This window comes from Candidatus Enterococcus avicola (assembly GCF_047470845.1).
Lineage (GTDB): Bacteria > Bacillota > Bacilli > Lactobacillales > Enterococcaceae > Enterococcus_D > Enterococcus_D casseliflavus.
The window spans coordinates 24,494-43,357 of sequence record NZ_JBLGTY010000001.1 but is presented as its reverse complement, the minus strand read 5'-3'; the positions used below and the strand labels follow the sequence as shown (position 1 = coordinate 43,357).

Annotated in this window: 18 protein-coding genes; 5 read left to right on the top strand and 13 right to left on the bottom strand. The window is 43.6% G+C overall.

Annotated features, from left to right (window positions below; all coding sequences use genetic code 11):
* Positions 1-223: 223 nt before the first annotated feature.
* The 12 genes from dnaB to dnaA form a co-directional block, all read right to left on the bottom strand.
* Positions 224-1,594, bottom strand: coding sequence for a replicative DNA helicase (dnaB, locus tag ACI3E5_RS00205; RefSeq protein WP_005226374.1), 1,371 nt, complete (start codon positions 1,592-1,594; stop codon positions 224-226).
* 108 nt (positions 1,595-1,702) lie between these two features.
* Positions 1,703-2,155 (bottom strand): 50S ribosomal protein L9, encoded by a 453-nt coding sequence (rplI, locus tag ACI3E5_RS00200; RefSeq protein WP_005226371.1) that lies wholly within the window; start codon positions 2,153-2,155, stop codon positions 1,703-1,705.
* 15 nt (positions 2,156-2,170) lie between these two features.
* Positions 2,171-3,619 (bottom strand): GGDEF domain-containing protein, encoded by a 1,449-nt coding sequence (locus tag ACI3E5_RS00195; RefSeq protein WP_015508681.1) that lies wholly within the window; start codon positions 3,617-3,619, stop codon positions 2,171-2,173.
* A gap of 240 nt (positions 3,620-3,859) precedes the next feature.
* Positions 3,860-4,096 (bottom strand): 30S ribosomal protein S18, encoded by a 237-nt coding sequence (rpsR, locus tag ACI3E5_RS00190; RefSeq protein WP_005226367.1) that lies wholly within the window; start codon positions 4,094-4,096, stop codon positions 3,860-3,862.
* A gap of 23 nt (positions 4,097-4,119) precedes the next feature.
* A complete protein-coding gene (gene ssb, locus ACI3E5_RS00185) occupies positions 4,120-4,644 on the bottom strand; it encodes a single-stranded DNA-binding protein (RefSeq protein ID WP_005226365.1) in 525 nt (174 codons plus the stop codon).
* A gap of 43 nt (positions 4,645-4,687) precedes the next feature.
* Positions 4,688-4,987, bottom strand: coding sequence for a 30S ribosomal protein S6 (gene rpsF, locus ACI3E5_RS00180; RefSeq protein WP_005226363.1), 300 nt, complete (start codon positions 4,985-4,987; stop codon positions 4,688-4,690).
* A 264-nt stretch (positions 4,988-5,251) separates the two neighbouring features.
* Positions 5,252-7,777 (bottom strand): DNA gyrase subunit A, encoded by a 2,526-nt coding sequence (gene gyrA / locus ACI3E5_RS00175; RefSeq protein WP_431394973.1) that lies wholly within the window; start codon positions 7,775-7,777, stop codon positions 5,252-5,254.
* 23 nt (positions 7,778-7,800) lie between these two features.
* On the bottom strand, positions 7,801-9,750 hold the full coding sequence (gene gyrB / locus ACI3E5_RS00170) for a DNA topoisomerase (ATP-hydrolyzing) subunit B (RefSeq protein WP_005226359.1): 1,950 nt from the start codon (positions 9,748-9,750) through the stop codon (positions 7,801-7,803).
* A 5-nt stretch (positions 9,751-9,755) separates the two neighbouring features.
* Positions 9,756-10,868 carry a DNA replication/repair protein RecF gene (gene recF / locus ACI3E5_RS00165; protein WP_325844881.1) on the bottom strand — a complete coding sequence of 371 codons (1,113 nt, stop codon included), beginning with the start codon at positions 10,866-10,868 and terminating at the stop codon, positions 9,756-9,758.
* On the bottom strand, positions 10,855-11,094 hold the full coding sequence (yaaA, locus tag ACI3E5_RS00160; RefSeq protein WP_015508677.1) for a S4 domain-containing protein YaaA: 240 nt from the start codon (positions 11,092-11,094) through the stop codon (positions 10,855-10,857). Before yaaA ends, recF begins: the two co-directional genes overlap by 14 nt.
* Before the next feature lie 222 nt (positions 11,095-11,316).
* Positions 11,317-12,447: a DNA polymerase III subunit beta gene (gene dnaN, locus ACI3E5_RS00155; RefSeq protein ID WP_005226354.1), complete on the bottom strand. Its 1,131-nt coding sequence runs from the start codon at positions 12,445-12,447 to the stop codon at positions 11,317-11,319.
* A gap of 159 nt (positions 12,448-12,606) precedes the next feature.
* On the bottom strand, positions 12,607-13,944 hold the full coding sequence (dnaA, locus tag ACI3E5_RS00150; protein ID WP_015508676.1) for a chromosomal replication initiator protein DnaA: 1,338 nt from the start codon (positions 13,942-13,944) through the stop codon (positions 12,607-12,609).
* A gap of 511 nt (positions 13,945-14,455) precedes the next feature.
* On the opposite strand from dnaA, the gene rpmH reads away from it, so the two are divergent.
* From rpmH to jag, 4 genes are all read left to right on the top strand, one after another.
* Entirely contained in the window at positions 14,456-14,590 is a 135-nt protein-coding gene (gene rpmH / locus ACI3E5_RS00145) for a 50S ribosomal protein L34 (RefSeq protein WP_002356012.1), read from the top strand.
* A gap of 146 nt (positions 14,591-14,736) precedes the next feature.
* Complete coding sequence (rnpA, locus tag ACI3E5_RS00140) at positions 14,737-15,072, top strand: ribonuclease P protein component (RefSeq protein WP_015510644.1); 336 nt, start codon at positions 14,737-14,739, stop codon at positions 15,070-15,072.
* An 18-nt stretch (positions 15,073-15,090) separates the two neighbouring features.
* Positions 15,091-15,915 (top strand): YidC/Oxa1 family membrane protein insertase, encoded by an 825-nt coding sequence (locus tag ACI3E5_RS00135; protein ID WP_010748469.1) that lies wholly within the window; start codon positions 15,091-15,093, stop codon positions 15,913-15,915.
* A 17-nt stretch (positions 15,916-15,932) separates the two neighbouring features.
* Positions 15,933-16,691 carry an RNA-binding cell elongation regulator Jag/EloR gene (gene jag / locus ACI3E5_RS00130; protein WP_081116711.1) on the top strand — a complete coding sequence of 253 codons (759 nt, stop codon included), beginning with the start codon at positions 15,933-15,935 and terminating at the stop codon, positions 16,689-16,691.
* A 203-nt stretch (positions 16,692-16,894) separates the two neighbouring features.
* On the opposite strand, the gene ACI3E5_RS00125 is transcribed toward jag, so the two are convergent.
* Entirely contained in the window at positions 16,895-17,224 is a 330-nt protein-coding gene (locus tag ACI3E5_RS00125; protein WP_005226284.1) for a heavy metal-binding domain-containing protein, read from the bottom strand.
* A 238-nt stretch (positions 17,225-17,462) separates the two neighbouring features.
* On the opposite strand from ACI3E5_RS00125, the gene mnmE reads away from it, so the two are divergent.
* Entirely contained in the window at positions 17,463-18,860 is a 1,398-nt protein-coding gene (gene mnmE / locus ACI3E5_RS00120) for a tRNA uridine-5-carboxymethylaminomethyl(34) synthesis GTPase MnmE (protein WP_034859087.1), read from the top strand.
* Positions 18,861-18,864 lie beyond the last annotated feature (4 nt).

Genomic DNA, 18,864 nt, shown 5'->3' with positions numbered 1-18,864 from the left:
TGCATTCCTTAAGTATTGTAACAAGATTCGCAAGCTCTTTCAATCTAAAATCGAATAATCGTTTTAAATTCTCATTTTTCAGGGGTAAAAAACGAACTATTTTCTTCTCAATAATTATTTATACACGTAAAAACGAATAAAGTCAGCACATAAAAAAAGCCCTACTGCCATCAGCGCAATGCAGACGGCAGCAGGAGCCTTGGTTTCTCACATCGTTGGTGTCTTACCCGAACTCTTCTCGCGGCGAGACCGAGGAGAACTTATTGTATTCTTTGATAAATAGAAGTTCGACGGTCCCTCGGGCACCACTCCGGTTTTTCTCGATAATGACTTCGATCACATTGTTGTTTTGTTGTTCTTCTGGTTCATCGTCATCGTCGCCTTCGCTGCGGTAGTAGTCATCTCGGTACAAGAAAGCAACGATATCGGCATCCTGCTCAATCGATCCTGATTCCCGAATATCACTTAAAACAGGACGCTTGTCTTGTCGTTGTTCCACACCCCGAGAAAGCTGAGACAGTGCGATCACTGGCACTTTTAATTCCTTCGCCAGTTTCTTTAATTGGCGAGAGATCTCAGAGACTTCTTGTTGGCGGTTTTCGCGACCCGTTCCTTCAATCAGCTGCAAGTAGTCGATCAAAATCAAGCCGAGATTACCTTTTTCTTGCGCCAGTTTCCGACAACGTGCCCGAATCTCAGAGATCTTGATCCCAGGGGTATCATCGATATAGATATTGGCGTTAGAAAGACTGCCCATGGCAACGATCAAATTCCGCCACTCTTCTTCTGAGAGCTGCCCCGTCCGCAAGTGACTGGCCTCAATCGAGCCTTCCGCACACAGCATCCGATTGACCAATGATTCAGCCCCCATTTCCAGACTAAAGATCGCTACGGAACGATCGGTTTTCGTTCCGACATTTTGCGCGATATTCAAGGCAAACGCGGTTTTCCCTACCGCGGGGCGGGCAGCGAGAATAATCAGCTCTTCTTTTTGCAGCCCCGCCGTCATTTTGTCTAAAGCCGCATAACCCGTAGGTAATCCGGTGATTTCTTCATTGTTTTGCGCCAACTGATCGATCGTTTCGATCGTCCGATTCAAGACTTCCGCTATCGATTGGAAGCCATTGCTATTGCGCTTTTCGGATACTTCTAAAATACTTTTTTCTGCTTGATCAATGATCGACTGCACATCTTCATCTTGTTCAAAGCCTTTGGTTACGATGCGGCTCGCTGTTTGGATCAGATTGCGTAACGTGGCTTTGTCGTCAACGATCTTCGCATAATAAGCAATACTTGCTGCTGATGGTGAAGCTTGACTCAATTCAGTCAGATACGTCAGGCCACCAACATCTTCAAGACTGTTGCTTTTTTCAATTTCTGCTTTCAACGTAATCAAGTCGATCGATTCACTACGGTCGTTCAACTGGATCATTGCTTGAAAAATTATTTGATGGCTGCGGCGATAAAAATCTTCTGGGGCGATTACTTCCATTGCATCGATGATCGCATCGGCATCTAAAAAGACTGCCCCTAGGACCGCTTGTTCCGCTTCAATATCTTGTGGGGGAACTTGATTTTGCCAAACTTCATTCATGCCATTCGCTCCTTCGTCCATTCATTCTACAAGATTCCCATCCAAAGTACAAGATTGCTTGGACGTTTGCCGAAAAAAACCCCAACATGTGACTGTTGGGAGTAATGCTTATTCTTGGATGGTATGAACATTGATCGTTGCTGTTACTTGTGGGTGCAATTTTACAGGTACTTGCGTAAAGCCTAATGCACGGATCGGCTGATCCAATTCGATTTTGCGTTTGTCGATTTTGATTTTGTATTGCTTGTTCAAGGCATCTGCGATTTGTTTTGATGGGATCGAACCGAACAAGCGGCCATCTTCCCCTGCTTTGGCATTGATCTTCACAACGGTTTCTTCTTTTTCAAGAAGTGCTTTTAACTCTTTCGCTTCTGCTAAGACTTCCGCATCTTGTTTTTCTTTGGCTTTTTGTTTGCCTTTTAATTCTGCCATGCTTTCATTGTTGGCAGGTTTGGCTAAGTTGTTTTTGATCAGAAAGTTTTGTGCGTAGCCATTAGGGACTTCCTTGATATCGCCTTTTTTACCTTTGCCTTTGACATCTTGTAAGAAAATAACTTTCATCTTGGTCACTCCTTGTTATTGTTCATTTTTCGTTAATTCCGCTCGCAGCTGGTTTTCTACATCACCAATGCTGCTGTTCTTTATTTGCGTGGCTGCGTTGGTAAAATGTCCGCCGCCGCCTAATGCCTCCATCAAGGTTTGTACATTGACTTTACCAGTGCTTCTAGCACTGATACCGATCAAATCTCCTGGTTGTTTCGTAATGACAAATGCGGCATGGATCCCGTTGATCGATAGCAGAGTATCGGCCGCTTTCGCAACGGTGACACTATCGTACACCCGATCTTCATCCGCTGCAGCAATCACGATATCTTCTCGGAAATGCTGGCTGCGAGAAACCAGTTCACTGATCATCAAATAGGAATCGAGATCCGTACTCAACATGTATTGAACCAATGACGTATCTGCGCCTTGGTTTTTCAAATAACCAGCAATATCAAAGGTCCGACCAGTGGTTCGCACCGTGAAGTTCTTCGTATCCACGTAGATGCCCGCTAATAAAGAAGTCGTAATAAATTTCGGGACTTGCGATCTGCGAGAAGCACGATACTGGATCAATTCTGCTACCAGTTCCGATGCCGAAGACGCGGAAGATTCAATATACGTCAAGAGTGGCTTATCGGGAAACTCATCCCCGCGACGATGGTGATCGATCACTGCGATTTTGTCAAATTCATCATAGACCGCTTGCGAGATCGACATCGATGGCTTATGGTAATCTACCATCACTAAGACACTTTCTTCATTTGATAAATTAACTGCTTCTTCCCCAGTGATCACAAATCGTTCCAGCTCGGGGTATTTTTTCAATTCTTCCAACGCCCGTTGAATGTCTGCGGTGATCTCTTTTGGATTTAAAATGATGTAGCATTCTTTATCGCTCATCATCGCCATGTAAGCCACCCCAAAAGCCGAACCTAAGGCATCCATGTCTGGGTAACGATGACCCATGATAAAGATCCGCTGGTTTTCAGCAAAAATCTTTCTCAACGCCGTACTCATGGCACGAGAACGAACACGCGTTCTCTTGGGTGTGCCGTCTGTATTGCCACCAAAGAATTGCGGTTTTGCTTCTTCTTTGGCTTCTTTTAAAACGACTTGATCACCGCCACGAACTAACGCAATGTCGAGATTGTTTTGTGCCACTTCCCCGATCTCTTCAAAAGACTCTTCCCCATAGGAGATCCCCATACTGATCGTTAATGGCAGATCATTTTTTTCCGCAACTTGCCGTACTCTAGTCAAAAATTGGAATTTTTCTTCCTTCATCCGCTCAATATCTGAATACTTCGCGACGAAAAGAAACCGCTCGGAATTGATTCGTTTGTAAAAAACATGATTCTCACTTGCCCAATCAGAAATCAATGTCGTGATCAGCGAGTTCAAATAAGAAACTTGTTTGTCGTCTTTTTTCTCAATCAAATCATCGTAATTATCAATTGAAATCAACCCAATTGCTGCCATCTTTTTTACCCCTCAATGTATCATCCCATTTTTTTGAAGCTTTGTTCCTTATTTTACCACAAAACAATCAAATAGGCGATTGATGCAAAAAAGTTCCACGTGAAACTTTTTTGGTGAACCAACCAGGGAAAAATTTCTATCATTCGTTATTCTATCTATATATAAAATAACAAGTTACTCTTCGATGGATAAAAAAATTGACAAGCTTCAAAAGAAACTTGTCAATGAAAATCATTCGATTTATTCTTCGCCTACGAATGGAAGTAATCCCATGATACGCGCACGTTTGATTGCAATGGTAAGTTTGCGTTGGTTTTTCGCACCAGTACCAGTTACACGACGTGGTAAGATTTTACCGCGTTCTGAAATGAAACGTTTTAGTAATTCAATATCTTTATAATCGATATGTTCAATATGGTTTGCAGCAATGTAGTCTACTTTACGACGTTTGCGTCCGCCTCTTCTTTGTTGTGCCATCCTATTTCCCTCCTATCAATTTCTTAGAATGGTAAATCATCGTCTGAAATGTCGATTGATGAGTTTCCGAATGGATCGGAGTTGTCTCGATCAAAATTAGGCATTCCTGATGGTTGAGAGGATTGAGTTTGATTTGAGTTATTGTTACCAAATCCAGAAGAACTGTTTGAGTTATACGTATTGTTACTGCCAGATCCGCTATCAGTTGTGCGTCTTTGCTCGGAAGCATTCCGCGACTCTAATAATTGGAAGTTGTCAGCAACGACTTCTGTTACATAAACACGTTGGCCTTGTTGGTTGTCGTATGAACGGGTTTGAATACGTCCAGTAACCCCTAATAAAGTTCCTTTGCGTGCATAGTTTGCTAATGTTTCCGCTGGTTTTCTCCAAATAACACAGTTGATGAAATCAGCTTCGCGCTCTCCACTTTGGTTGGTAAAATTGCGGTTTACCGCCAAGGTAAAGGTTGCGACACCAGTGCCATTAGAAGTGTAACGTAAATCAGGATCTTTGGTTAGTCTTCCTACTAGTACAACATTATTAATCAAAGTTCATCATCTCCTCATCGCTTTTGTTTCATGTGAAACAATATTATGCTTCTTCTTTGACAATCATGTGACGGATAATGTCATCATTGATTTTCGCAAGACGGTCAAACTCGTTGATTGCACTTGCAGTTGTTGAAGAAGAAACTTTAACGATGTGATAGATACCCTCACGGAATCCATCCATTTCATACGCTAGACGGCGTTTTTGCCAATCTTTTGATTCGATAACTTCAGCGCCGTTATCAGTTAAGATTGAGTCAAAACGAGCGATCAATGCGGCTTTTGCTTCTTCATCAATGTTTGGACGAATGATATATAAAATCTCATATTTCGTGTTTTCCATTGATTTTTCACCTCCCTGTGGACTTTGGCCCCTAGTTTTCTAGGAGCAGAGAGAGTGGTCTAATTAGACTACTCACAAATAATTATTATACACTTTTTTCGTCCTTACTGCAAGCTGTTTTTTTGCGTCCCTGCATCTACCCATCACCGCAAACAATCGCTTACACTGATAAATACGTCAGCTGCTGCCGATTTTTTGAAAAAGAGTAAGAAGACAGCAAGCTGCAGGTTCGCAGCTTGCTGTCTTCCTAGAAAAACGTATTGCTTATTCTTGTGTATCCGTGGTGTCTTCCGTTGCTTCTTCCACAACTGGTACGTCTTGTACCGCTGTTTCTTCAGCAGTCGCTAGTTCTTCTTCGACTTCTGGTTCAACCGTTGCCATCGTCACTACTTTGGCATTGTTTTCCATCTTCATCAAACGAACCCCTAAGGTTGCCCGACCAGTTTTGGAAACAGTCGCTACATTGAAACGAATCAAGACGCCTTTATCGGTGATCACCATGATGTCTTCCTCACCGCTGACCGTCGTCAAGCCGGCTAATGGACCGTTTTTCGCCGTAATGTTGGCTGTTTTGATCCCTTTTCCGCCCCGACCTTTGATTGGGTATTCAGAGCCTTTGGTACGCTTGCCATAGCCGTTCTCAGTGATGACCAAGACTTCACTGTCTTCTGTGATCACTGCAGCGCCTACCACGTAGTCTCCGTCTCTTAGACGAATGCCTCGCACACCAGCAGCTGTCCGACCCATATCCCGCACAAGCGCTTCTTTGAAGGTCACAGAGTAGCCATCGTGGGTTCCAATGATCACGACATCTTCGCCATGGGTTTCGATCACGTTGACCAACTCATCATTTTCCCGAAGACCGATCGCAATCAGACCATTGGCACGGATATTTGAAAAGGCCGTCACTGAGGTCCGTTTGACCACACCTAGACGCGTCGTGAAGAACAAGTAGCGTCCTTCTTGAGGCCCACCAGAAGCCGAAATGATCGCTTCGATCCGTTCGCTAGAATCGATCCCTAGGAGATTGATCACAGGGATCCCTTTGGCTGCCCGACCATACTCAGGAATTTCATAGCCTTTGGCTTTATAAACTTTCCCTTTATTGGTGAAGAACAGTAATGTGTCATGAGTCGAACAAGAAACCAACGTCTTCACGAAGTCTTCATCGTGGATCCCCATTCCTTGAACGCCACGTCCGCCGCGGCGTTGTGCACGGAATTCAGACTTAGCTACTCGTTTGATGTACCCATTGTTCGTCAAGGTAATGACGATTTCTTCTTCTTCGATCAAATCTTCATCTTCAAGACTTAAGACTTCCCCAACCAATAATTCAGTCCGGCGATCATCACCAAAGCGTTGGCCTAATTCTTGCAACTCCGTTTGGATGATCTCTAGGACTCGTTGTGGATTTGCTAAAATGTCTGTCAAATCAGCGATAAATTCTAACAAGCCTTGGTACTCGTTTTCGATCTTGTCACGTTCCAAACCAGTCAAGCGACGCAAACGCATATCTAAAATCGCTTGCGCTTGGCGATCGGACAATTTGAAGCGCTCCATCATGCTATTTTTCGCTTCATCATCAGAATTTGATGCCCGGATCAAAGCAATGATCTCATCGATATGATCCAATGCGATCCGTAATCCTTCCAAGATGTGGGCACGAGCTTCTGCTTTGTTTTTATCAAACTGTGTCCGACGAGTCACCACTTCTTGTTGGTGCTCGATGTAGTTTTCTAAAATTCGTTTCAAGCTCAAAATCTTCGGCACGCCTTTTTCAATGGCTAACATATTAAAGCCAAAAGAAGATTGCAGTGCAGTCATTTTGTAGAGATTGTTTAAGATCACCGACGCACTGACGTCGCGACGAACATCGATCACGATCCGCATGCCTTCACGAGATGATTCATCCCGCAGATCGGTGATTCCTTCGATCCGCTTGTCACGGTGCAGCTCAGAGATCCGTTCGATCAACTTCGCTTTATTGACCATATATGGCAATTCAGTCACTAAGATCCGTTCTTTGCCGTTGGGCATTTCAGTCACTTCGACTTTTCCGCGAACAGTGATCGACCCTTTCCCTGTTTCATAGGCACGGCGAATACCGGATTTTCCCATCACGATCCCGCCAGTTGGGAAGTCTGGTCCTGGTAGGACTTCCATCAATTCACTCGTTGTGACTTCTGGATTTTCCATCAATAGATCGATGGCTGCAATGACTTCATTCAAGTTATGAGGCGGGATATTGGTCGCCATCCCAACAGCGATCCCAGTCGTCCCGTTGACCAAAAGGTTCGGGAAGCGGGCAGGTAATACCGCTGGTTCTCGTTCTGTATCATCATAGTTGCTTTGGAAATCAACGGTATCTTTGTTGATGTCCCGCAGCATCTCCATCGCCAGTTTACTCATGCGGGCTTCGGTATACCGCATCGCAGCGGCACCGTCACCATCGACTGAACCAAAGTTTCCATGGCCATCGACTAGCATGTAGCGATAGCTAAAGGGCTGTGCCATCCGCACCATTGATTCATAGATCGCACTGTCCCCATGGGGATGGTATTTCCCCATGACATCGCCGACGATTCGGGCTGATTTTTTATGGGGCTTGTCTGGTGTGACCCCTAATTCATTCATTCCATATAAAATTCGGCGGTGAACCGGCTTTAAGCCATCCCGCACATCTGGTAAAGCCCTAGCAACAATTACACTCATTGCATAATCGATAAAGGACTCGCGCATTTCACTGGTCAGATTGACGTCATGAATATTTTGTTTTGCTTCTTCACTCAAGCTGTTTCCTCCTCTACGATTGGCTAGATGTCAAGATTTTTCACGTAGTGCGCGTTTTCTTCGATAAAGGCCCGTCTTGGTTCGACGCGATCCCCCATCAGCATTTCAAAAATTTGATCGGCTTCTATGGCATCATCTACGCTGACCCGCAGCATCATCCGATTTTCAGGGTCCATCGTGGTTTCCCATAACTGGTGGTCATCCATTTCCCCTAGACCTTTGTAGCGTTGAACCGTTGGTTTTGGTGTCGCAGGCAGTGATTCAATCGTATTTTTCAAATCTTGTTCGGCATTCTTGCCGGGTTGGATATAGTGGATATTTTTCCCTTGTTTGACACCGTACAATGGCGGTTGTGCGATATAGACATAACCAGCTTCAACGATTGGACGCATATAACGATAGAACAGCGTCAAAAGTAGGGTCCGGATATGGGCACCATCGACATCGGCATCAGTCATGATAACTAGCTTGTGGTAACGGGCTTTTGCTACATCAAAATCAGCACCAAACCCAGTTCCCATTGCCGTAAACAGCGAACGGATCTCTTCGTTTGCTAAGATTTTGTCCATGCTGGCTTTTTCGACATTTAAAATTTTCCCACGGATCGGTAAGATCGCTTGGAATTCGCGACTGCGGCCTTGTTTTGCTGAACCGCCGGCAGAATCTCCTTCGACGATAAACAGTTCGCATTTTTCTGGATCATTACTGGAACAGTCGGCTAATTTCCCAGGTAAGTTACTGATTTCTAACGCACCCTTTCGGCGAGTCATTTCTCGGGCACGTTTGGCTGCTTGACGGGCTTTTGATGCCAAAAGTCCTTTTTCCACGACTTGACGACCCACATTCGGGTTTTCCATCAAGAATTTCGTGAAATGTTCGGAAAAAAGACGATCAGTGACTGTCCGCACTTCGGAATTTCCTAATTTGGTTTTCGTTTGTCCCTCAAACTGAGGATCTGGATGCTTGATAGAGATAACTGCAGTCAATCCTTCCCGAACATCTTCTCCGGTCAGGTTTTCGTCGTTTTCTTTCATCAATTTTGACTTGCGGGCGTAATCGTTGATCACCCGTGTCAAGGCAGTCTTAAACCCAAATTCATGGGTTCCGCCTTCATAGGTATGGATGTTGTTGGCAAAACTCAACAGGTTGCTGTGGTAGCTATCGGTATATTGCATGGAAACTTCAACCGTGATTCCTTGTTGTTCTCCTTCTAAGTAGATCGGATCTGGGAAAATCACTGTCTTACTTGCATTCAAATGCTCCACATAGCTCTTGATCCCGCCATCGTAATGATATTCTTTCAAGACGGGTTTTTCTTCCCGTTTGTCTTCGATCGAGATTTTTAAGCCACGGTTCAAGAAGGCTAATTCCCGAACCCGTGTCGCTAATTTATCAAAATTGAATACGGTTGTTTCCGTAAAGATCTCTGGATCTGGAACAAAGTGGACGGTCGTTCCGTGGCGGTCGGTTTCATCGATCACTTTCAAGTCATCAACGACTGCCCCACGATGGTATTCTTGATAATACACTTTGCCTTCTTTATAGACTTTTACGTCTAAAGTCGTGGATAACGCATTAACGACGGAGGAACCTACTCCGTGCAGTCCACCAGATACTTTGTAGCCGCCACCGCCGAATTTCCCGCCGGCATGCAGGATCGTAAAGACGGTTTCTACCGCTGGACGGCCTGTTTTGGCTTGGATATCAACGGGGATCCCCCGACCGTCATCGACGACCGTAATACTATTATCTGGTTCAATGATCACTTGAATACTTGAGGCAAAGCCTGCTAGTGCTTCATCGATCGAGTTATCGACGATTTCCCATACTAAGTGGTGCAAACCTTCTGAACTGGTAGAACCAATGTACATCCCAGGTCGTTTGCGGACGGCTTCTAGTCCTTCCAACACTTGGATCTGACTGGCATCATAGGCTTTCGCACGTTCAACTAAGCTTTTTTCTTCTTCTGTCATTCAGTCTATTCTCCTTTAATATGTCCTTGCTCTACATAAAAAATCTCTGCTTCCACAGACATTTTGTCTTTCACATGTTCTAATGTCGTCGTTGTCAGAAAGGTCTGAACTTTTCCTTCAATGGTCTCCAATAAATGCAGTTGTCGGGAATCATCCAGCTCACTCATAACGTCATCTAATAAAAGGACGGGATATTCCCCCGTTTCTTCTTTCATCAAATCGATTTCTGCCAATTTAACACTTAAGGCGGTCGTTCGCTGCTGTCCTTGCGAACCAAAGGTCTGAACATTTTTCTCATTGATCAAAAAATCCAGATCGTCTCGATGCGGACCTGCCAACGTGACTTGCCGAAATCGTTCACGGTCTTTGACTGGTGCCAAGGCTTTGACAAATTGCTGTTGGATCTCCTCCAGCGTACTCGCCTCACCAGGCACATTCGATAAGTAGTCGATCTGCAAGGTTTCTTTTCCTTGGCTGATCTTTTGGTGCAGCTGATTTGCCCAATACGCCAAGCGCTGAACAAATCGTTGTCTGGCTAAAATGATTTTACTGCCGAAAGCCACCAGCTGTTCCGTCAAAACATCTAAATAGATCTCATCGGTCTGTTTTTTTTCATTCAGCTGTTTTAAGTATTGATTGCGCTGTTTCAAAACGGATTGGTATTGAACGAGATCATAGAGATAGATTGGATCGATCTGCCCTATTTCCATATCGAGAAATTTGCGGCGGACTTGGGGACTTCCTTTTACAAGGGAGAGGTCTTCTGGAGCAAATAAAATGACATTCAACTGCCCTATGTAACTACTGAGCTTTTTTTGCTCAATGTGGTTTACTTTCGTTTTTCGTCCTTTTTTTGACAAAAACAGTTCTAACGGGATCGTTGAGCGTCCCCGACTGACACTGCCAGAGATCCGCGCACCTTCTGTGTCCCAGCGGATAAGCTCTTGCTCGCTGGAGGTGCGGTGGCTTTTGGTCATCGCCAATACATAGATACTTTCTAAAATATTGGTTTTTCCTTGCGCGTTTTCGCCTAAAAAAATGACCAGACCTTTCTCAAAAGTCAGTGTCAGCGAATCATAGTTCCGATAATTGCTTAAATGCAACTCATTCAGGCGCATCGGCGTCTTCCTTCTTCACCATAAAAAAAGTACCTTCATCAGGTAGCTCAACACGCATTCCCGCATACAATTTGCGCCCTCGTCGATTTTCTGGCTCGCCGTCGACAAAAACGGTGTGCTCTGCAAGGTACCATTTCGCTTGGCCGCCGCTGCTGATCACACTGACTTCTTTGAGCATTTGTCCAAGTGTCATGTATTCCGTTTCTAACGGTATTTGCATTTTCATAATTCCCCTCAATTCTATCAAAGAGCGTTTAGCTCTATTATACTCTTTTTTTGCCAAGAAAACAAATTCATCGGCATATTTTTCATTCTCAGAAGACTTACTGCTTTTAGACAAAAAAGAAGCCAAAATAGAAAAAAGGGCTTAAAAACGATTTTAAGCCCTTTTAACTCATTTATTCATTTTCAGATGATTGTTTCAACTTTTTTCAAAAGACATGAAAAACTAGTTGGTTCGCACCGGTGTGATCAGCTGGATAAAGCTGCCTTTGCTCTCTGTCGGCTCCAATGTAAAGGGACGGATCGCTGAGATAAAGCGGATCACAATGCTGGTGTCACCAAATGCTCGTAGTGCTGCTTTCATATAGTCAGGATTGAAAGAGATCTCTAATGGGTCGCCGGTCACTTTTTCAAAAGAAAGATCTTCTTCGACTTTCCCGATTTCTGGTGAGTTTCCATATAAGACAACGGCTTCTTCGGAGATCGCCAAACGAACGATGTTGTTACGGCCTTCATGAGAAAGCAATGACGCCCGTTCGATGGCTTGTAACAATTCTGGGACAGAAAATTCAATCTCAGTATTGAAGCTTGAAGGAATCAGACGGTTGGTATCTGGGTAAGTTCCTTCCAATAAACGAGAATAGAATTTCATGGTTTTCGTTTGGAACAATACTTGGTTATCCATAATGCTGATTTGGATCGCTTCTTCTTCATCTGTTAAGGAACGAGAAAGTTCCGTTAAGCTTTTGCCAGGAATCACGATGTTGAAGGCTGTTTCTCCGCTTTCCAATGGAATCACTCGTTGGCTCAAACGGTGTGAGTCCGTCGCAACAGCTAATAATTTTTGATTTTCTAAGACAAAGTGGACCCCAGTCAAGATCGGACGGCTTTCGTGTTGCGAAACCGCAAAGACTGTTTCACTAACGACCTTATTCAATACGTGGGCTGGAATCTCGATCGAATCTTGACTTTCGACAACTGGTAAATGTGGATAACTATCGGCATCCAAGCCGTTGACGGTAAAGTTGGCTTTTCCAGAAGTGATCGCTACTTGATTATTGTCTAAAACTTCTAACGTTAAGGTACTTTCAGGCAAACGACGAACAATTTCGCTGAAGAAACGTGCTTGTAAAACGATCGCTCCTGTTTTTTCGATTTGCATTTGCGCTTTTTCGTTTTCCACACTTAAAAAAGTTTCAATGGAAATATCGGCGTTGCTCCCAGTCATGGTCAATCCTTTTTCGGAAAGGGATAATTTTACTCCAGTTAAGATCGGGATGGTGGTTTTGGTTGAAATCGCCCGTTGGACAGTTTGTAATTCTTGCATGAACTCTGTTCGGTTTAAAGTTAGCTTCATAGCGATACTCCTTTAATTTATAGTTATTAAATAAAAGTAATAGTAGTAATAGGCTTGTTAGTAATGTGGATAACTCGAGAAAAGAGTGATTAGACTAACGAAAATGCCTGTGAATAACTTGTGGACAACTTTTTTGGTTCTTCTTTTCTTATCCACAGATCAGCTGAAGAGGATTTGTTTGATTTCAGCGATCTCATTTTTGATCGTGGGATCTGTTTCGACTAAATGCTGAATTTTTTCATGGGCATGAATGACCGTTGTATGGTCTTTGCCGCCAAATTCGCCGCCGATTTTTGGTAAAGAACTATCGGTCAGTTCTCGAGAGAGATACATCGCGATCTGCCGTGGGACCACGATGCCTTTGACCCGTTTTTTCCCTTTTAGATCATTGACATGAATGTGATAGTATTTTGCGACTTCTTCTTGGATCTGCAAAATCGAAACTTGGGTCGAGCCATGGCTTGATTTCAAGGCTTTGATGGCTTCAGCTGCCAAGCTCGTTGTAATGTCTGAGTTTTGCATCGTAGCAAAAGCTTGCACCCGCACGAGTGCTCCTTCAAGTTCTCGGATATTCGAATCGATCTGCCCAGCGATATAACTTAAGGTATCGTCGGGGATCTCCAAGCGTTCGGCTTCGGCTTTTTTCCGCAAAATCGCAGTCCGCGTCTCTAGATCCGGCGGGGTGATATCAACGGATAAGCCCCAAGCAAAACGGGAAACCAAACGTTCCGGCAAAGTCGGGATCTCATTTGGCAAACGATCACTTGTCAAGACGATCTGTTTATTATTGCGATACAGTTCTTCGAAGGTATTAAAGAATTCTTCTTGGGTTCCTTCTTTATTGACTAAGAATTGAATATCATCCACCAGCAAAAGATCAACATTGCGGTATTCGTTTCGAAAATCTTCCATTTTGTTCTTTTGAATAGAAGTAATGAAATCATTGGTGAAATTTTCACTACTAACGTACTTGATTTTGGCATTGGGACGTTTCAGCAACATTTGATGACCGATCGCGTGCATCAAGTGGGTTTTCCCTAAACCAACGCCACCATAGAAGAACAGCGGATTATAAATAGACCCAGGATCTTCTGCAACAACTAAAGCAGCAGCGTGGGCCATCTGATTGCCTTTCCCGATGACAAAGGTATCAAATGTGTATTTTTCATTTAAGATCGATTTCGGCGGCCGCTCGTTTTCTTCTGCAGCTGTTTGAATAGTAGAAGGGGCTGTTTTTAAAGCTTCTGCTTCTTCGACAGTCACAAAACTAGGAATCAATTCTTCACCAGTTTTCATAAATCCCATTTCAACAATTTTGGCAGCTAGATTTTTTTCCCAATAAGATTTATGAAGATCGCTGGGTACTTCGATCAGCAGCTGATTTTTTTCAAACGACAAGACATTGGCAGTCTCGATCCAAGCACTATAACTGGCCGGATTCAGCTCTTCTTTAAAGGAACGTTGAAGATCTTGCCAAATAGAATCAGCAGATGGCATAAATTGTCCTCCTATAACTAAGAATAGATATAACTAAAATAGCACGGATTGAAAAAGTTTTCCACAGATTACGATAAAAAAGGTTAGAAAAAAATACTTTTCCACAAAACGGGATAAAAGAAAAATGGAAATGCACATGTTCGAAATTCGACTATCCACAGGCAGAAAAAGAATGTGCATAACTGTAAAACAATCTCCTTTATCCACAGATCGATGTGAAGATCACACCTTGATAACACTAGGTTTCGTGGTAGTTATCAACAGTTAAAAAAGTGATTGTGGAAAACTTTTCTACAGGCTGTTTGTTTGTGGAAAAAGCCAAAATAACTCTGGGGAAAAAGTTATCCACAAAAATTGGCTATAAACAGCAAACCCACACAAATCAAAGGGATTGTGGATAAAGAATGCCTGATTTTGAGCAAACTTCTTATTGACAAACTAGTACTTGACTCGTTATACTATCAAAGTATGTCTGTGCGCATAAGCATTATCCTGATGGAGGTGGAAATAAATGAAAAGAACGTATCAACCAAATAAACGTAAACGTCAAAAAGTTCACGGATTCCGTAAACGTATGAGTACAAAAAATGGACGTCGTGTTTTAGCTAGCCGTCGTCGTAAAGGCAGAAAGGTTATTTCTGCGTAAGCCACTGAATGCCAGTGGTTTTTTTTATGCCGTTTTTGCGGAATATAGTGTCTGACTTTTGGCAAATATGGTATTATTGACAGGTGAGTGGTTACGGATTCAATCCGTTTCGCGAAGCTTAATTGAAAGAAGTGAAGGAACCGAAGATGAGAAAATCCTATCGAGTAAAAACAGAGCAAGATTTTCAAAAAGTTTTTCAGGCAGGAAATTCTTTTGCAAATCGGAAGTTCGTGGTGTATGTCTTACCTAAAGAGCAATCACATTTTCGAGTTGGTTTATCTGTAGGGAAAAAAGTCGGTAATGCAGTGAAGCGAAATGAGATCAAGCGCAAGATCCGTGCAAGTTTAACGGAAATGAAGCCGCGAATCGAACCAGCGGTCGATTTCATCGTGATCGCCCGTCCAAGTATCGCCACATGTTCCTCAAAGGAAATCTACTCGAATTTAGAGCATGTCTTAAAACTTGCCAAAATTATTCATTAATGGAAAGGAATTAGTTACGTGAAAAAAGGGAAACGCGTCTTACTATTTTTGGGAGTCCTCTCATTAGTAGTTGTCTTATCTGCCTGCGGTGCAACAGGTGAAGTAAATGCACAAAGTACTGGTCTATGGGACCGTTACATCGTTTATTATTTTGCAGAGGCGATCAAAGCCCTCTCCTTCGGCAATGCCGGGATCGGGATCATCCTCTTTACATTGATCATTCGGGTCATTTTGATGCCGTTGATGCACTTCCAAACCAAAAGCATGCGCAAAACGCAAGAATTACAACCGAAGTTAAAAGCGCTGCAGCAGCAATATGCGTCAAAAGATACAGAAACACAAAGCAAGTTAAAAGAAGAAACACAACGTTTGTATGCGGAAAACAATGTCAATCCCTATGCCGGCTGTCTACCATTATTGGTACAAATGCCGATTTTGATGGCCTTGTGGCAATCGATCTCACGGGTTCCTGCTCTGCAAGAAGGAAAATTCTTATGGCTGCAGCTGGGTGATCGTGACCCATACTTCATCTTGCCGATTTTAGCGGCGCTCTTTACTTTTGCAAGTACTTACTTATCAAGTATGAGCCAAGTGGAATCAAATGCGAGTCTGAAAATCATGAATTTCGCTATGCCGATGATGATCTTACTGATGGGGATCAACATTGCCAGCGGTCTTTCCTTGTACTGGGTCGTTTCCAATGCATTCCAAGTTGTGCAAACAATGATCTTAAATAACCCATTCAAGATTCGCCAAGAAAGAGAAGAAGCTGCCCGCAAAGAACGCGAGCGTGAACGTGCGCTGAAAAAAGCAATGAGTCCTAAAAAGAAACGGAAAAAATAAGAGGAGGTTGCACTGCAATGCCGATTTATGAAAATCTGACAGTAGATGAAGCAATTCAAGAGGGATTGCAAGTCCTTGGTATCACCAAAGATCAAGCAGTAATCGAAGTCCTGGATGAAGGAAAAAAAGGCTTCTTGGGTCTAGGAAAAAAACAAGCACGGGTCTCCATTGAAAAACGAATCGTTGAAGAACCGGCACCCGTTGAAGAAGTACCAGCAAAACCGCTGGTAGAACCAGATCCTGTGACGACAGAGGATGCAAGCAGTGTGATGGAAGCAGCAGCGAGCGAACCTGTTTTGCTGACGGATCTTTCAGATGAGGAAGCGCTGGCTCAGCTGGGACTCTATCTGACAAATATTTCAAAAGCATTGAATGCACCCGCCTTAGTAAAAACCGCTCGTCAAGACGGCGTGATCGTCTTTCATTTAGAAACGCAAAAACAAGGCATTTTGATTGGGAAGCACGGCAAAACCTTGAATGCACTGCAATATTTGGCGCAAGTGTATATTCACCGCATCGCGAAAAACAAATTGTCGATTGTAGTGAATGTCGGAGATTACCGTGAAAAACGTCAAGCGATCTTAGAACGTTTGGCTAGCCGTACTGCTGAAAAAGTCAAACGAACAGGCCGCCCAGTCTTTTTAGAACCGATGCCGGCGTTTGAAAGAAAGCAGATCCATTCAGTTTTGAGTAAAGATGCGTATGTTCAAACTCATTCTGAAGGGGATGAACCGTATCGCTACTTAGTAGTGGAACCTGCGGACAAACGAATTTAATGAAAAAGGGAAAGGCGGTCTGACAAGCCTTTCCCTTTTTTGATGGGAAAAAGCGATTGACAACAAATTTAAAACCAAGTATCCTTGACTAGAAATCATTCTTATCAAAGTCAACATACGTTACGTAGGTCAGCCTTTGGTATCAAAAAAGAGTCCGTATGCCGCGGACTCTTTTTTGTATTTTTCTTTGATGATAGAGGCAATTAGCCGCCGATGGTTGATTGAGTAAATTGAACCACTGTACCATAGGCAAAGATCTCAAGGTAGGTTTTGTCGCCTTCGACGATGCGGTCATGTTCGAAATGACAGTTGATCACTGCATTCGCTCCGTAGCTGTGGGCGGTTTCTTTTAAGCGATAGGTCACATCTGCCAACAGATCGTTCAAATTCACAGATGTATCAAATAGATCTACTTCGATTTTGTCTGCCGCAAAGACGATATCCCGCACGACGTAAGGCCGATTCACGTTTCCTGTCGATAAAATGATTTCTTTAATGCGAGCAGCGCTGTTTGATGATTTGATGGTTTCCATAATAGATCCCTCTTTTCTTATTCTTTGCTTTTATTTTAAAGGTTTTTGCGGACAGATGCAAAATTTAAAAGTTTTTGAAGGAAGCTTGCGACTCACGCAAAAATGTGCTAATCTATTTCCAGAATTTAATTGACAAGCAGTCAAAGTGCTAAGTCTACTCGTTTTTATTGATTTTCAATCAATTTGACGGGTGGAGTGGGCACTTTTTTTATGTGAAAAAATAGGAGGAGCAAGCAACATGGCGAATATAACGCAAGAATTTGATACGATTGCCGCGATTTCCACCCCGCCAGGCGAAGGGGCCATCAGTATTGTGCGATTAAGCGGGGAAGAAGCGATCGCAATTGCGGATCGGATTTTTCAAGCAGGCACTAAAACCCTCGCCCAAGTCCCTAGTCATACGATCCATTATGGTCATATCGTGGACCCAGAAGAAAACCGTTTGATGGATGAAGTGATGCTATCAGTGATGAAAAAGCCGCGGACCTTTACCCGAGAAGATGTCGTCGAGATCAACTGCCACGGCGGGATCGTTGTCGTCAATCAACTCTTGCAGCTGGTTTTACGACAAGGCGCACGGTTGGCTGAGCCGGGAGAATTCACCAAGCGGGCCTTTTTAAACGGACGGGTTGACCTTTCTCAAGCCGAGGCGGTGATGGACTTGATTCGTGCCAAGACCGATAAGGCGATGAATCTCGCTGTCAATCAGCTGGATGGCAATCTTTCCCACTTGATTCGGACTTTACGCCAAGAGATTTTAGAGACGCTGGCACAAGTTGAAGTGAATATCGATTACCCTGAATACGATGATGTGGAAGAATTGACGACCCGCTTATTGTTAGAAAAAGCCACGATGGTCAAAGGGCAGATCCAAGCCTTATTAGCGACTGCCCAACAAGGAAAAATTTTGCGAGAAGGTTTGAGTACCGCGATCATCGGTCGGCCGAATGTCGGTAAATCCAGCTTATTGAACCATTTATTAAGGGAAGAAAAAGCCATCGTGACAGACATTGCTGGTACGACTCGAGATGTCATTGAAGAGTATGTCAATGTTCGCGGGGTACCGTTGAAACTGATCGATACGGCTGGTATCCGCGAAACAGAAGATGTCGTTGAGAAAATCGGGGTCGAACGCAGCCGCAAAGCATTGGCAGAAGCGGAGTTGATTTTGCTGGTTCTCAACCAAAGCGAAGGATTGACCCAGGAAGACAAACAATTGCTGGAGCTGACTGCTGGCAGCCGTCGGATCATCTTATTGAATAAGACCGACCTTGAGCCAAAATTAGCACCCGCTGAGCTAGCGCAGTACGCAGCAGATGAACCGATTTTTTCTGTCTCTGTGTTGACCAACGAAGGCTTAGACCAACTGGAACAAGCCATTGCCGATCTATTCTTTGGGGGCAAGACCACCGATAAGGATGCTTCCTATCTTTCTAATACTCGCCACATTGCCTTATTAGAAAATGCCGTTCAGTCGTTGTCTGAGGTCATCCAAGGGATCGAAGCAGGAATGCCTGTCGACTTGGTTCAAATCGATATGACACGCTGCTGGGACTATCTAGGAGAAGTTGTCGGCGACAGTGTCCAAGATGAGTTGATCACCCAATTGTTCAGTCAGTTTTGTTTAGGAAAATAAAGAA

Coding starts and splice junctions, on each gene's coding strand:
- dnaB (WP_005226374.1), bottom strand. CDS start 1,594: ATGAATGAAGTTTGGCAAAATCAAGTTCCCCCACAAGATATTGAAGCG.
- rplI (WP_005226371.1), bottom strand. CDS start 2,155: ATGAAAGTTATTTTCTTACAAGATGTCAAAGGCAAAGGTAAAAAAGGC.
- ACI3E5_RS00195 (WP_015508681.1), bottom strand. CDS start 3,619: ATGGCAGCAATTGGGTTGATTTCAATTGATAATTACGATGATTTGATT.
- rpsR (WP_005226367.1), bottom strand. CDS start 4,096: ATGGCACAACAAAGAAGAGGCGGACGCAAACGTCGTAAAGTAGACTAC.
- rpsF (WP_005226363.1), bottom strand. CDS start 4,987: ATGGAAAACACGAAATATGAGATTTTATATATCATTCGTCCAAACATT.
- gyrB (WP_005226359.1), bottom strand. CDS start 9,750: ATGACAGAAGAAGAAAAAAGCTTAGTTGAACGTGCGAAAGCCTATGAT.
- recF (WP_325844881.1), bottom strand. CDS start 10,868: ATGCGCCTGAATGAGTTGCATTTAAGCAATTATCGGAACTATGATTCG.
- yaaA (WP_015508677.1), bottom strand. CDS start 11,094: ATGAAAATGCAAATACCGTTAGAAACGGAATACATGACACTTGGACAA.
- dnaN (WP_005226354.1), bottom strand. CDS start 12,447: ATGAAGCTAACTTTAAACCGAACAGAGTTCATGCAAGAATTACAAACT.
- dnaA (WP_015508676.1), bottom strand. CDS start 13,944: ATGCCATCTGCTGATTCTATTTGGCAAGATCTTCAACGTTCCTTTAAA.
- rpmH (WP_002356012.1), top strand. CDS start 14,456: ATGAAAAGAACGTATCAACCAAATAAACGTAAACGTCAAAAAGTTCAC.
- rnpA (WP_015510644.1), top strand. CDS start 14,737: ATGAGAAAATCCTATCGAGTAAAAACAGAGCAAGATTTTCAAAAAGTT.
- jag (WP_081116711.1), top strand. CDS start 15,933: ATGCCGATTTATGAAAATCTGACAGTAGATGAAGCAATTCAAGAGGGA.
- ACI3E5_RS00125 (WP_005226284.1), bottom strand. CDS start 17,224: ATGGAAACCATCAAATCATCAAACAGCGCTGCTCGCATTAAAGAAATC.
- mnmE (WP_034859087.1), top strand. CDS start 17,463: ATGGCGAATATAACGCAAGAATTTGATACGATTGCCGCGATTTCCACC.